13 protein-coding genes are annotated in these 14247 nt (G+C 67.3%); 10 read left to right on the top strand and 3 right to left on the bottom strand.

Features of this window, described 5'->3' with window-relative positions:
- Both WS46_RS32330 and WS46_RS32335 read left to right on the top strand, forming a co-directional pair.
- Entirely contained in the window at nucleotides 1–1020 is a 1020-nt protein-coding gene (locus tag WS46_RS32330; RefSeq protein WP_059529616.1) for a threonine/serine dehydratase, read from the top strand.
- A 133-nt stretch (nucleotides 1021–1153) separates the two neighbouring features.
- Complete coding sequence (locus WS46_RS32335) at nucleotides 1154–1624, top strand: DUF3574 domain-containing protein (RefSeq protein WP_059693496.1); 471 nt, start codon at nucleotides 1154–1156, stop codon at nucleotides 1622–1624.
- Nucleotides 1625–1712: 88 nt separating this feature from the next.
- Here the strand turns inward: WS46_RS32335 and WS46_RS32340 are convergent, their stop codons facing one another.
- Nucleotides 1713–4232 carry a penicillin-binding protein 1A gene (locus WS46_RS32340; protein ID WP_059693498.1) on the bottom strand — a complete coding sequence of 840 codons (2520 nt, stop codon included), beginning with the start codon at nucleotides 4230–4232 and terminating at the stop codon, nucleotides 1713–1715.
- 437 nt (nucleotides 4233–4669) lie between these two features.
- Here WS46_RS32340 and WS46_RS32345 point away from each other — a divergent pair, with 437 nt between their 5' ends.
- From WS46_RS32345 to WS46_RS32360, 4 genes are all read left to right on the top strand, one after another.
- Complete coding sequence (locus WS46_RS32345; protein WP_044843730.1) at nucleotides 4670–5350, top strand: PspA/IM30 family protein; 681 nt, start codon at nucleotides 4670–4672, stop codon at nucleotides 5348–5350.
- Nucleotides 5351–5428: 78 nt separating this feature from the next.
- Entirely contained in the window at nucleotides 5429–6604 is a 1176-nt protein-coding gene (locus WS46_RS32350) for a tetratricopeptide repeat protein (RefSeq protein WP_059693500.1), read from the top strand.
- A gap of 249 nt (nucleotides 6605–6853) precedes the next feature.
- Nucleotides 6854–7285, top strand: a complete 432-nt coding sequence (mscL, locus tag WS46_RS32355) for a large conductance mechanosensitive channel protein MscL (RefSeq protein WP_059693502.1) — start codon at nucleotides 6854–6856, stop codon at nucleotides 7283–7285.
- 331 nt (nucleotides 7286–7616) lie between these two features.
- Complete coding sequence (locus tag WS46_RS32360; protein ID WP_027784713.1) at nucleotides 7617–8063, top strand: hypothetical protein; 447 nt, start codon at nucleotides 7617–7619, stop codon at nucleotides 8061–8063.
- 77 nt (nucleotides 8064–8140) lie between these two features.
- On the opposite strand, the gene WS46_RS32365 is transcribed toward WS46_RS32360, so the two are convergent.
- Nucleotides 8141–9034 carry an NAD(P)-dependent oxidoreductase gene (locus WS46_RS32365; protein ID WP_059693504.1) on the bottom strand — a complete coding sequence of 298 codons (894 nt, stop codon included), beginning with the start codon at nucleotides 9032–9034 and terminating at the stop codon, nucleotides 8141–8143.
- Between the two features lie 135 nt (nucleotides 9035–9169).
- Here WS46_RS32365 and WS46_RS32370 point away from each other — a divergent pair, with 135 nt between their 5' ends.
- Nucleotides 9170–9379, top strand: a complete 210-nt coding sequence (locus tag WS46_RS32370) for a dodecin (RefSeq protein ID WP_006755984.1) — start codon at nucleotides 9170–9172, stop codon at nucleotides 9377–9379.
- A 221-nt stretch (nucleotides 9380–9600) separates the two neighbouring features.
- Complete coding sequence (locus tag WS46_RS32375; protein ID WP_006762467.1) at nucleotides 9601–10530, top strand: LysR substrate-binding domain-containing protein; 930 nt, start codon at nucleotides 9601–9603, stop codon at nucleotides 10528–10530.
- A 127-nt stretch (nucleotides 10531–10657) separates the two neighbouring features.
- Here the strand turns inward: WS46_RS32375 and WS46_RS32380 are convergent, their stop codons facing one another.
- Nucleotides 10658–12070 carry an 8-oxoguanine deaminase gene (locus WS46_RS32380; RefSeq protein WP_059693507.1) on the bottom strand — a complete coding sequence of 471 codons (1413 nt, stop codon included), beginning with the start codon at nucleotides 12068–12070 and terminating at the stop codon, nucleotides 10658–10660.
- A 512-nt stretch (nucleotides 12071–12582) separates the two neighbouring features.
- Here WS46_RS32380 and uraH point away from each other — a divergent pair.
- Both uraH and WS46_RS32390 read left to right on the top strand, forming a co-directional pair.
- A complete protein-coding gene (gene uraH / locus WS46_RS32385; protein WP_011657188.1) occupies nucleotides 12583–12936 on the top strand; it encodes a hydroxyisourate hydrolase in 354 nt (117 codons plus the stop codon).
- 53 nt (nucleotides 12937–12989) lie between these two features.
- The gene (locus WS46_RS32390) at nucleotides 12990–14183 is read left to right on the top strand and encodes a urate hydroxylase PuuD (protein WP_059529595.1); all 1194 of its coding nucleotides are present in this window, start codon (nucleotides 12990–12992) and stop codon (nucleotides 14181–14183) included.
- Nucleotides 14184–14247 lie beyond the last annotated feature (64 nt).

Raw genomic sequence — 14247 nt, forward strand, 5'->3', positions numbered from 1 at the left:
ATGTCGACTGAACAACAGGGCACCGCCCATACGACGATCGACGGCGAGCCGATTCCGACGCTCGACGAAATCGCCGCGCAGCATTTCGCGTTGTCGCCGTGGGTCGCGCGCACGCCCGTGTTCGAGCGCGCCGACCTGCCGTCCCTCGAGGGCACGCACGTCAACTTCAAGTTCGAGCTGCTGCAGGTGAGCGGCAGCTTCAAGGCGCGCGGCGCGTTCACGCACCTGATGGCCCTCGACGAAGCGCGCAAGAACGCCGGCGTCACGTGCGTGTCGGCCGGCAATCACGCGGCAGCCGTCGCGTACGCGGCGATGCGGCTCGGCAGCAGCGCGAAGGTCGTGATGTTCCATACCGCGAGCCCGGCGCGCATCGCGCAGTGCAAGCAGTACCGCGCGGAAGTCGTGCTCGCCGGCAGCGCGTCGCAGGCATTCGACCTCGTGCGGCGGATCGAGGCCGAGGAAGGCCGCTTCTTCATCCATCCGTTCAACGGCTATCACACGATTCTCGGCACCGCGACGCTCGGCTACGAATGGGCGACGCAGACGCCCGATCTCGACGCGGTGATCGTGCCGATCGGCGGCGGCGGGCTCGCGGCCGGCATGGCGACCGCGCTGCGGCTCGCGAATCCGCGCGTGCACGTGTATGGCGTCGAACCGGAAGGCGCCGACGCGATGAGCCGCAGCTTCGCGGCGAATCACACGATCAAGATGAGCGCGATGCAGACCATCGCCGACTCGCTGATGGCGCCGCACACCGAGGAATACAGCTACCAGCTGTGCCGGCGCCACGTCGACCGCATCGTCACGGTGTCCGACGACGCGCTGCGCGCGGCGATGCTGTTCCTGTTTTCTCACCTGAAGCTGGCGGTCGAACCGGCGTGCGCGGCCGCGCTCGCGGCGCTGCTCGGCCCGCTGCGCGAAACGCTGCAGGGCAAGCGGATCGGCGTGTTGCTGTCGGGCACGAACACCGACCCCGCGACGCTCGGCATGCATCTCGCGCACGCGAAGCTGCAGCACTGACGCCGTGCACGGCACCCCGGGTTATCCCCAGTTTATGTTGACAGCCCTGTTGATAACCCGCCGGACATGCACGCAAGTGGTTGAGCGCGCAGCGTTTTACGCGCGCGAAGCACGCCGGACGCGAAATAGGCAGATGCCGCCTTCGAACGCCCGTCCCGCGACGTGGCGGCGTCGCGCGCACCACGCGATCGGCACCGCCGCCATCGCGCTGCTCGCCGGTTGCGCGGCGCCGCCCTCGCCCGTCGTCGACACGCCCACGGCCTGCGTGCAGCCGGACGCGCACCGGATGCTGCAGGCCGACCTGCTGTTCGGGCGCGATATCGCCGGACGCGGCCCCGTCACCGATGCGGAAAGCGCGGCGTTCCTCGCCGACGTCGTCACGCCGCGCTTTCCGGACGGCTTCACCTACTGGGACACCCACGGCCAATGGCGCGACCGCGCCACCGGCCGGATCATCCGCGAAGCGAGTTTCGTGGTCCGCATCGTCGCCGACGATACGGCCAACACGCACGCGCGGCTTGCCGAGATCCGGCAAGCGTACCGCAAGCGCTTCCGGCAGGAGTCCGTCGGCATCACGCTCGTGCCGGCCTGCGCGTCGTTCTGATTCGTCCTCATCGGCCGGCGCACGGCGACACGCAAAAGAAAACGGGCGCCCGAAGGCGCCCGTCGCATGCGAAACATCCGCGTATCGCTTACTTGTTCTGGAACATGTCCATGATCTGCTGCTTCTCCTGCTGCGTGACGGGCGGCGGCGCGAGCCCCTCCGAGCCGGCCGAGCCGAGCGCGTCGTTCGCGCTGATCGCGTTCGCGGCCGGGTTGATGTCCACGCTCGCGACGAAGCCGTTGCCCGGCGTGCGATCCGCGTAGTAAAGCTCGCCGTCGATCGAGGTCAGCCCGTCCGGCATCGGCATCTGCTGCTCGGGCACGCCGTTCAGCGCGGTGCGCATGTAGTTCACCCAGATCGGCAGCGCGAGCTGCGCGCCGAATTCGCGGCTGCCGAGGCTCTTCGGCTGGTCGAAGCCCATCCACGCGACGGCGACGAGCGACTGCTGGTAGCCGGCGAACCAGCCGTCCTTCGCATCGTTCGTCGTACCCGTCTTGCCCTGCAGGTCGCTTCGGCCGAGTGCGTTGGTGCCCGCGCCCGTGCCGGCCGTCGCGACCGTGTGCAGCAGGCTGTTCATCACGTATGCGTTGCGGCCTTCGATCGTGCGCGGCGCGGTGCCGCCGGCGATCACCGGCTGCGACTTCTGCAGCGGCTGGCCGCGCGCGTCGTCGACTTCGGCGATCAGGTACGGATCGACCTTGTAGCCGCCGTTCGCGAACACCGCATAGCCGGTCGCGAGCTGCAGCGGCGTCACGAGGCCGGCACCCAGCGCCATCGGCAGGTACGGCGGCGTCTTCGCCGGATCGAAGCCGAAGCGCTGCGTCACGTACTCCTGCGCGTACTGCGTGCCGATCGACGCGAGGATCCGGATCGAGACCAGGTTCTTCGAACGCTGCAGGCCCGTGCGCATCGACATCGGGCCGTCGGGCTGATCGTCGTCCTTCGGCTCCCACGCGGTGCCGCCCGGCACGCTCGGCGGGAAGTACAACGGCGCATCGTTGATGATCGTCGCCGGTCCGAGGCCCTTGTCGAGCGACGCCGAATAGATGAACGGCTTGAACGACGAACCCGGCTGGCGCCACGCCTGCGTCACGTGGTTGAACTTGCTCTTGTTGAAGTCGAAGCCGCCGACGAGCGAGCGGATCGCACCGTCCTGCGGCGCGATCGCGACGAGCGCGCCTTCGACCTGCGGCAGCTGCACGACCTGCCAGCCCGTCTTGCCGTCCTTCAGCACGCGCACGATCGAGCCCGGCTTGATCCGCAGTGTCGCGTTCGCGCGCGGGCTCAGCGCGGCCGACACGAAGCGCAGCCCGGCCGGGCCGATCGTCGTCGTCGCGCCGCCGACGAACTGCACCTCGACCGCGTTCGGCGACGCGGCCAGCACCACCGCCGACTGCAGGTCGCCATTGTCCGGGTGATCGGCGAGCGCATCGTCGATCGCCTCGTCGCGATCGTCGCCGGCCGCCGGCAGGTTGATCGAGCCTTCCGGCCCGCGATAGCCGTGGCGGCGCTCGTAATCGAGAATGCCGCGACGCACGGCCTGATACGCCGCTTCCTGGTCGGCCGAGTTGATCGTCGTCGTGACGGTCAGCCCGCGCGTATAGGTTTCGTCCTTGTATTGCTGGTACATCATCTGCCGCACCATCTCGGCGACGTATTCGCCGTGCACCGCGTACTGGTTGCCCGGCGTGCGCACGTGGATCTCTTCCTTCACCGCCTGGTCGTACTGCGGCTGCGCGATGTAGCCGATCTCGAGCATGCGCTTCAGGATGTACTCCTGACGCACCTTCGCGCGCTTCGGATTGACGACCGGGTTATACGCGGACGGCGCCTTCGGCAGCCCCGCGAGCATCGCCGCTTCCGCGAGCGTGATGTCCTTCAGGTCCTTGCCGAAATACACGCGCGCGGCGGCCGCGAAACCGTACGAGCGCTGACCCAGGTAGATCTGGTTCATGTACAGCTCGAGGATCTGGTCCTTCGTCAGGGCCTTTTCGATCTTGTACGCGAGCAGCATCTCGTAGATCTTGCGCGTATACGTCTTCTCGCTCGACAGGAAGAAGTTGCGCGCGACCTGCATCGTGATCGTGCTCGCGCCCTGGCGCGCGCCGCCGTGCATCAGGTCGGCGACGCCCGCACGCAGGATGCCGAGGAAGTCCACGCCGCCGTGCTCGTAGAAGCGGTAGTCCTCGATCGCGAGCACCGCCTTCTTCATCACGTCGGGAATGTCCTGGAAGCGCACGAGGCTGCGGCGCTCCTCGCCGAACTCGCCGATCAGCACGTGATCGGCGGTAAACACGCGCAGCGGCACCTTCGGCTGGTAGTTGGTCAGCGCATCGAGCGACGGCAGCTGCGGCGCCATCACGACGAGTGCGTAGCCGACGATCAGCGCACCGACGATCGCGAGCGTCGCGAACAGGCCGACGAACCACAGCGCGACGCGCGAGCCGAACGAACGGCGATCGCCGCCCCCGCCGCCGCGACGCTGCGCGCGCCGGTCGTCGCCGCGGTCGTCGTCATCGGGGTAATAGGCTCCCGATGGCGAACGGCGCAACGTGTAGTGAGGTTCGTTCCGATCGGAAGAAGAAGACGGTCGTTTGATAATTGGCATGTCGGAATGGCGGGCGGCGTGGCGCCCTCGGACGCATGCGGAAAATGCAAGCGGATGAATCAGAGTGGGTGCATCGTGGCAACTGTCACGTCGACAGACCCCGCCGCGCGGCGATCCGTTCCCGCGACGTGACAGCGCATTTTAATGAAATCGACCGATCGGCTTCGCGATTTTTTGTAAAAATTCCCGCACAAGCGTGAATTGCGGAACGTATTGGCGCCATGCTCCGCCTATCATGGACTCGCAACCCGGTGCGTGCCGCGCCGTTTCTTTCAGATGCGAAAGGTGGAAGTCCGCACACGCCTCGCGCTTGAACTCCGGCACTTAAGCCGTATTTAAGGGGCCGGCGGTGTAATATCCGCCAGCTCACGCGGGTCGGAACCGATTCGCGACGGGCATTGCCGCTGACGCGGCACCTTTCAACCACGGAGGATTTCATGTCGCTTTTCGACTCTGTTTCGCGCACGATCAAAGGCCTGCTGAACGATGCGGCCGACTCGGTACAGGATCCGTCGCGCGACGCACGGCAGATCGTGCGGGAGCTCGACGACAGCATCGGCCGTGCCGAGAATTCGCTGATCGAGATCGAGGCACAAGTCGCGACCCAGCGCAGCAAGCGCGATGCGGCCGACGACAAGGTGAAGAAGTACGAGGACGGCGCGAAGCGCGCACTGCAGGCCGGCGACGAAGCGCTCGCACGCGAGGCGCTCGCCGCGCAGTCGAACGCGGAAGCCGAGCGCGATGCGCTCGCGGCCGAACTGACGACGCTCGAGCCGTCGGTCGACAAGCTGAAGGGGCAGATCGCCGACATGCGTCAGCGCCGCAACGACCTGAACGCGCGCTCGAACATCCTGCAGGCCAAGCAGGAAATCGCGCAGGCGAAGGACGTCGCGGCCAGCGCGCTGGGCGGCATCGGCGGCAAGAACCTGTCCGAGGACTTCCAGAAGCTCGAGGACAAGGTCGCGCTGCAGAACGCGCGCTCGGACGCCCGCCTGAATTCGGCCGACACGTCGAGCGGCAAGGCGCTCGACGACAAGCTCGCCGCGCTGAACAAGGGCCCGTCGGTCGAGGACCGCCTCGCCGCGCTGAAGAAGCAGCTCGACACGCCCGCGCAGTAACGGCAACCGCGCCGCGGCCCGCCGGGCCCGCGGCGCGCACCGATCGTCAGGAGACGGGCGCTCGCGCCCGGTTCGACCATGAAGAAATCTCTCGCCGCTCTCGGCCTTTCGCTGATGCTGCTGTCGTCCGCCGCGTTTGCGGTCCCGTCGCTGCAGCAGGTCGAGCAATCGATCGCGCAGCGCAACTGGCAGCAAGCCGACACGCAGCTGTCGCAAGTCATCGACGCGCATCCGAACAATGCGCATGCGCGCTACCTGTACGCCCAGGTGCTGGACCGCGAAGGCCGCGCGTCCGACGCGCTCGCGCAACTGCAGCGGGCGAAGTCGCTCGATCCGCAACTGCGCTTCACCGACGCGTCGCGTTTCGCGCAGACCGAATCGCGCATTCGCGCCGACGCCGCGCGCACCGGCGGCAACGCACCGTCGGCCACCCAGGCCGGTTCGTTGCAGTCGTCGCTCGCGCCCGCCGCGCCGGTCGAGAAACACGGTCCGTCGACCGGCATGTGGATCGGCCTCGGGCTGATCGTCGCGATCATCGCGCTGGTGCTGCGCTGGACGTTGCGGCGCGCGCGCTCCGCCGACAACAGCCGCGCCGACGACGAACGCCGCACGCAATTGAAGCGCGCGACCGACGTGCTGAACGACATCCGTCCGCTGAAGCTCGACGCGAAGCTGTCGACGGCGCCGGGCGCCGCCGCGCTCACCGGCGAACTCGAAGGCATCGAGACCGATGCACGCACGCTCGTCGAGACGCTGTCGAACGGCAAGAACCCGGTGCCGCCGTATCGCATCGACGAACTCGAACAGCGCCATGCGAGCGTGAAGGCGCGCGTCGAGGGCCGCCCCGATCCGAGCGCGCAGCCCGCGGCGCCCGCGAACGGCGGCGGCTCCGTGTATGCGCAGGAAGCCGATCGCATGACCGGCATGCAAGGCCAGCCATATCAGCAGCAACCGTACCCGCAGCAGCCGTATCCGCAACAGCAGCCGCCCGTCGTGGTCCAGCAAGGCGGTGGCTTCGGCGGCGGCATGGGCGGGCTGCTGACGGGCGTGCTGCTCGGCGAGGCGATGTCCGGCGGCCGCGAACGCGTGGTCGAACGCGACGTGATCGTCGACGACCAGCGCCGGCGCCAGGAGAACAACGATCCGGGCTTCGACTTCGGCCGCGGCGACAGCTCGAACTGGAGCGACGGCAACGGCGGGGGCGGCGTCGATCTCGGCAGCAACGACGACGGCTGGACCGACGACAACACCTGAGCCGTGCACACGCGGGCGTCGACGCATCGCGCCGCGCCCGCCCCCCTCACACCGCGCTTCCTTTCATTTCCGCTCGCGCCGGCCCATTCGTGATTTGTTAATCATTTCAAGATGGGCTACCGGCAATGGGGCACGTTCGCTATCATGCGGCCATCGGCGTGCCTCCGATCCCCCTCCGACCCGCCAGACGCTTCGCAGCCCTGCGTGTCGCGGCACGCCTCCCCTCGCCCAACCAGGAGAAAGCCGCTCATGAGCATAATCAAGGAATTCAAGGAGTTCGCCGTCAGAGGCAATGTGATGGATCTCGCCGTCGGCGTGATCATCGGTGGCGCATTCTCGAAGATCGTCGACTCGGTCGTGAAAGACCTCATCATGCCGGTCATCGGCGTGCTGACGGGCGGTCTGGATTTCTCGAACAAGTTCGTTCTGCTCGGCACCATCCCACCGTCGTTCAAGGGTAATCCCGATTCGTTCAAGGACCTGCAGGCCGCGGGCGTCGCCGCATTCGGCTACGGCTCGTTCATCACCGTGGCGATCAATTTCGTGATCCTCGCGTTCATCATCTTCCTGATGGTGAAATTCATCAACAAGCTGCGCAAGCCGGAAGAAGCCGCGCCGGCCGCGACGCCGGAAGACACCGTGCTGCTGCGCGAGATCCGCGATTCGCTCAAGCAACGCTGAGCACCGCGCGACGCAGCATCCGCCGGGCCCGCCAAGTGCGGGCCTTTTTCATGGGCGCGCGCCGTGCGCGGCCTGTCTCACTTTTTTGTGACGCGCGAATGCACGCGCGGGAAAAGCAGGTCTATGATGGAGACTAAACGACAGTACGGGCGCCAAGACGCTGGCTGTGTCGATCATCGTGGCAAGCGGGTCGACGGGAGACATTGATCGTCGTACCGCACGAGTGCAGCATTTTCGTGTGCTATAAAGGATCGACATGCGGCGTACATAGCCGGGAGTGGGTCGCATGAAAGTGCCGCATTTCTTGCAATTGTTTTTGAGGCGAGTGTTTATGTCCTTCCCGAAAAAACGTCGACGTGCGCAACAGGACGGCCAGGAGTCGTTCCTCGCGGTATTGCGCCACTCGAAACCGTTCGCGCAGCTCGACACCAAGATTGCCCGCGCCCGTGCGCAGGACGAGCCCGTCCTCTACGCGCATGTGCTGCCCGGCCTCGACGTGCTCCTGTGCAGCGTGCGCGGCGCTCAGCCGCCCTATCCGGCCATCGCCGAACTGCGCAAGCGCTGCATCGAATCGATCGCCAACGCACTCGAACAACCGCTCGACGGCCTCGAGAACGGCGGGTACTGGTACGAGGCGAACGGCTTCGGCTTCCTCGTGTTCGCGAGCCGCGCCCGCGCGCGTATCCTGCCCGAATTTGGTGCAGGCACGAAGGCGAGCCTGCGCGGCGGCCTCGGACGCCAGAACGCCGGCGATACGACACCGCGCTCCCTCGGCTGAACCGACACCGACACGATGGGCCGCCTCCGGGCGGCCCATCGGCCATTCAGGCTTCCCGCTTCACCGTCGCCGCGCGATCACCGCGCCGTCGCACGCCCGTTGCCGGGCCGGACGATGTCGATGAACGCGGCGAAATCGGCACCGGCGAGCCCCTGCGCGGCGCCCAGCCGCAGCACCTGCTGTACCGTGGCCGATACGGGCATCACCGCGCCGGTGTCGCGCGCGGCGTCGGCGATCGCGTCGACGTCCTTCTGGAACGTGCTCAGCGCGCCGATCGGCGGATGACCGCCTGACGTCATGCGCGGCACGAAGGTCTGCAGCAGCACCGAATCGGCCCACCCGCCCGCGAGCGCGTCGGCCAGACGCGCGGCGTCGATGCCGCTCGCCTGGGCGAGGCCGACCGCTTCCGCGATCGCGGTCACCGTCGCGGTGACGATCGCCTGGTTGCAGAGTTTCGCGGTCTGACCCGCGCCCGCGTCGCCCATGTGCGTGATGCGCGACGCGTAGGTATCGATCAGCGGCCGCACCGCGTCGAGGTCGGCCGCGCCGCCGCCCGCCATCACCGCGAGCGTGCCAGCCTGCGCGCCGGGCACGCCGCCCGACACCGGCGCGTCGATCCAGCCGACGCCGAGCGCGGCCGCGCGCGCCGCGTAGTCGCGCGTCGCCGCAGGCGGAATGCTCGAATGATCGACGATGCGCTTCAGGCGGCGCGCATGCGCATCGCCGGCAAGGAGCCCGTGCTCGCCGAACGCGACGTCGCCGACCGCGCGGCCGTCGAGCACGCACACGAACACCGTGTCGACGCGCTCGGCCAGTTCGCGCGGCGTGTCGACCACCTGCGCACCATCCTTTTCGAGCGCCTCGGCCTTGGCGCGCGTCCGGTTCCATACGCTGACCCGATGGCCCGCCGCCAGCAAATGCCGAATCATCGGCGCGCCCATCAATCCCGGTCCGCAAAATCCGACTTCCACGATGTTCCTCGTCTCCAATTGGGGTTGCACTTGCCGCCCATCATACCTATCACTCAAGAAGCCGGACACGCACGGCGCCGTCTCGGGCCCGCCGCTTGCGCCGGCCGCACATACCGACAACCCAGGGAGCGCATCATGAGCGACCACGTCTACAAGCTGATCGAACTGACCGGTTCGTCGCGGCAATCGTGCGACGACGCCATCCGCAACGCGATCTCGAAAGCCGGCAAGACGCTGCACAACCTGCACTGGTTCCAGGTCACCGAAACGCGCGGCCACATCGAAGGCGACCAGGTCATCCACTGGCAGGTCACGCTGAAAGTCGGCATGCGCATCGACGACTGACGCCCGCGCGTCACGCGCGGTGCCTTAGCCACCGGATGCGCGCAATGCGCATCCGCGCGGTGCCGCGCCCACCCGCATCACGCCCCGTTCAGCCCCCTTCGCGAGGCCCGGCCGGCGCGCGTGTGCGGGTATCCATCTCTTGACGCTGACTTTCGTTCATATTAAAAACCATATACTCACATCACCCCTCGATCAGCCCAGCCATATAAACTGGAGAAATCATGAGTCAGCAACGCGAGGCGATCGACACGTACCTCTTGCGCGTCTTGCACACCTTGTTGATGGAGCGCAGCGTCACGCGCGCGGCCGTCAAACTGAACCAGTCGCAACCGGCGATCAGCGCCGCACTGCGGCGCCTGCGCGACATCACCGGCGACCCGCTGCTCGTGCGCGGCAAGTCCGGCATGGTCCCGACCGAATACGGATTGCGCCTGCTCGAGCCGGTGCAGAACGCACTGCGCGAAATCGAGCGCATCAAGTTCCAGCAGCACAATTTCGACCCGGCCACGTCGATCCGCTGCTATCGGATCGGCTGCCCCGACTACCTGAACGTGCTGTTCGTGCCGACCGTCGTCGAACGCTTCCGCCAGGCGGCGCCGAACGCGACGCTCGAGTTCCACTCGCTCGGCCCCGCATTCGACTACGAGCTCGCGCTGGAAGACGGCAAGCTCGACATCGTCGTCGGGAACTGGCCCGAGCCGCCCGAGCAATTGCACCTGTCGAACCTGTTCGTCGACGAAATCGTCTGCCTGATGAGCAACACGCACCCGTTCGCGAAGCGCGGCGGGCTCACGCTCGACCAGTACCTGAACGCGCCGCATCTCGCGCCGACGCCGTACTCGGTCGGTCAGCGCGGCGCGATCGACGTGCATCTCGCGCGCGAACGGCTCAAGCGTCACGTGGTCGTCACGCTTCCGTACTTCAACCTCGCGCCGTACGTGCTGGTGAAGTCCGACCTGATCTTCACGACGACGCGCCTGTTCGCCGATCACTACGCGAAGTTCCTGCCGCTGTCGGTCGTGCCGGCGCCGCTCGACTTTCCGCCGATGCAGTATTACCAGCTGTGGCACGAACGCTGCCACTACTCCGACGAGGTGCGCTGGCTGCGCAGCCTCGTCGCCGAAGCGACCCGCACGCTGATCGAGGCGTAAGCGCGCACGACGCACGCGCCGGCCATGCCGTCGCGGTGCGGCCCGGTGCGATGCGCGGCGTGTGGCGGCCGCCACCGCCACCGCGCGCCCGATCCGCGGCGCGCGGCGCGGCCTTCAAATCGATGCGTCAGCGCGACGCCTCCACGAGTGCCTGCGCCAGCGCGTTGTGACGCTCGATGACCGGCGGCAGGTCGAGCGTCGCGAGCCGCCCGTCCCGCACCACCACCTTCCCGTTCACCACCGTGTACGCCGTCTGCGACGGCGCGCAGAACACGAGCGCCGCGACTGGATCGTGCAGCGCGCCCGCGAACAGCGGCTGGCGCAGGTCGAATGCGGCGAAGTCCGCGGCCATGCCGGGCTTCAGCGCGCCGATGTCGTCGCGGTTCAGCACCTTCGCGCCGCCCAGCGTCGCGATCTCGAGCGCCTCGCGCGCGGTCATCGCGTCGGGCCCGAAACCGACCCGCTGCAGCAGCAGCGCCTGCCGCACTTCCGCGACCATCTGCGCACCGTCGTTCGACGCGGAACCGTCGACGCCGAGCCCGACCGGCACACCCGCGAGACGCATCTTCTTCACCGGCGCGATACCCGACGCGAGCCGCATGTTCGAACATGGACAGTGCGCGACGCCGGTGCCGGTGCGCGCGAACAGGCCGATGCCCGCATCGTCGAGCTGCACGCAGTGCGCGTGCCATACGTCGTGGCCGACCCAGCCGAGATCTTCCGCGTATTCGGCGGGCGTCATCCCGAACTTCTCGCGGCTGTACGCGATGTCGTTGACATTCTCGGCCAGGTGCGTGTGCAGCGACACGCCGTAGTCGCGCGCCAGCACGGCCGCGTCGCGCATCAGGCCGCGGCTCACCGAGAACGGCGAGCACGGCGCGACCACCACCCGCAGCATCGCGTAGCGACCTTCGTCGTGATAGGTCTCGATCAGGCGCTGCGCGTCGCGCAGGATGTCGGGCTCGCGCTCGACGACCGAATCGGGCGGCAGCCCACCGTCGCGCTGGCCGACGCTCATCGCGCCGCGGCTCGCGTGAAAGCGCATGCCGATTCGCTGCGCGGCGCCGATGCTGTCGTCGAGTCGGCTGCCGTTCGGATAGATGTACAGATGATCGCTCGACGTCGTGCAGCCCGACTGCAGCAGCTCGGCCATCGCGGTCAGCGTCGACACCTCGATCATCTCGGGCGTCAGGTGCGCCCAGATCCGATACAGGTTCGTGAGCCAGCCGAACAGCTCGGCGTTCTGCGCGGCCGGCACCGCGCGCGTGAGGCTCTGGTACATGTGGTGATGCGTGTTCACGAGCCCCGGGATCACGAGGTGGCCGCGCAGGTCGAGCACTTCGTCGGCGGTATCGGGCAACTCGGCGCTCGGGCCGACCGCGACGATCCGGTTGTCTTCGATATAGAGGCCCGCGTCGCGCAATTCGCGGCGCGTGTCGTCCATGGTCACGAGCACGTCGGCGTGCTTGACCAGCAGGGTCGTCGGGCGGGATGAGGATGGGTGCGGCGCGCGTGCGCCGGCGTGCTGCTCGAGGTTCATGCGTTCTCCGCGTCGTTCTGCCCCCGGGAGCCGCTCCCGGAGACCGTCACAAGGCCGTTCGAACGCTGATTCGCGGCACGCCCCGGTGCCTGCGTCCGTTCGAACGCGCTGGCCCGGTTACCCGGCGTGAATGCCGTCTTCGGGGTACGCGCGGGCCCACGGCCCGACGCGCACGGCCGGAGCATCGCCCAATCGCGCGCAACGCACAATGCGCGATCCGGAATACCGCGCTTCACGGTTTCGATATGGTACGCCGCACGCGGCCCCGGCAGGCGCCGGAATCCCGGGCCGCCGGCGGCTTCCGGCGGGGCGTCGACAGCGGTTCATGCGCGGCGCATTATCTTTGATATCGCGCCCGTATTTGCACGGGGAACCTTTTTACAATGCCTGCACGGCGCTCGCTTCACTCTCGCCGACGGGTATGTAGCCACGTGACGTGGAGCCTCGATCCGCCGCACAGTCAATGGATCGAGTCGCCGCCGAACCTCGCATTCACACAAGGACAATTGCGAATGGGAAAGCTCACTACCCACGTACTCGATACGGCACACGGTCGCCCCGGCGCTGCCATCAAGGTGGACCTCTACGCGCTGGACGGCGAATCGCGCCGCGCGATCAAGACCGTGCTGACCAATAGCGACGGCCGCTGCGACGAACCCCTGCTCGAAGGCGCCGCGCTCGCCGCCGGCGAATACGAACTCGTGTTCCATGCCGGCGACTACTTCGCGTCGCTCGGCGTGAAGGTGCCCGAACCCCGCTTCGTCGACCGCGTCGTGCTGCGCTTCGGCATCGCCGACACCGCATCGCACTACCACGTGCCGCTGCTCGTGTCGCCGTGGTCGTACAGCACCTATCGCGGCAGCTGACACACGCATCGGCGCCCGCATCAAAGACAACGATCTGAGTCTGGAGGAGTTTCATGGAAGGCTTCATCACCGACTGGCTGAACCTCGCGCTGCGATGGCTGCACGTCATCGTCGCCATTGCGTGGATCGGCGAGTCCTTCTATTTCGTCGCGCTCGACAACAGCCTGAAACCGCCGACCGACGCGAACCAGCGCAAGCGCGGCGTGTTCGGCGAGCTGTGGCACGTCCACGGCGGCGGTTTCTACAACATGCAGAAGTACACGGTCGCCCCGCCGGAAATGCCGGATGACCTGCACTGGTCGAAGTGGCCGTCGTACACGACCTGGCTGTCGGGCTTCTCGCTGTTCTTCGTGCTGTACCTGCTCGCACCGAACACGTATCTGATCGACAAGAGCGTGCTCGACATGGGCCCCGTGGTCGCCGTCGCGTCCGCCCTCGGCTTCCTCGCGGCCGGCTGGATCGTCTACGACTCGCTGTGCCGCATCCTCGGCACCAACGATCGCGTGCTGGGCATCTGCGTCGGCCTCTACGTCGTCGTCGCCGCGTACCTCGCGTGCCACATCTTCTCGGGCCGTGCGGCGTACCTGATCGTCGGCGCGATGCTCGCGACGATCATGTCGGCGAACGTGTTCTTCGTGATCATCCCGGGCCAGCGCAAGATGGTCGACAAGATGCTCAAGGGCGAAGAGCCGAACCCGATCTACGGCAAGCGCGGCAAGCAGCGTTCGGTGCACAACACGTATTTCACGCTGCCGGTCGTGTTCGCGATGCTGTCGAACCACTATGCGATGACGTATACGAACAAGTTCAACTGGGTCGTGCTCGTGCTGATCATGCTGGCCGGCGCGCTGATCCGTCAGTTCTTCGTGATGCGTCACCGCGGCAAGCAGCTGTGGTACCTGCCGATCGGCGGCGTCGCGCTGCTGTCGGGCGCACTGGTGTGGACGATGCCGAAGCCGGTCGCACCGGAAGCGCAGGCGGCGAACGCACCGAAGATCGTGATCAACGACATCATGCCGATCCTGCAGCAGCGCTGCGTCGAGTGCCACTCGGCAAAGCCGACGCTGATGGGCAGCGCGCCCGCCGGCGTGATGTTCGACACGCCGGACGAGGTGTCGAAGAACGCACAACGCATCTACGAACAGGCCGTGCGCCTGAAGGCGATGCCGATCGGCAACGTCACGCACATGACCGACGACGAGCGCGTGAAGCTCGCCGCCTGGTTCGAGGGCGGCGCGGTCAAGTAAGCCGCCCTGCGCCGGCCGCCGCTTGGTTGGTCGGTGCAGTCCTCTCCGTTCGCGGGCCCGGAAA

The organism is Burkholderia sp. RF4-BP95 (assembly GCF_001521985.1).
Lineage (GTDB): Bacteria > Pseudomonadota > Gammaproteobacteria > Burkholderiales > Burkholderiaceae > Burkholderia > Burkholderia diffusa.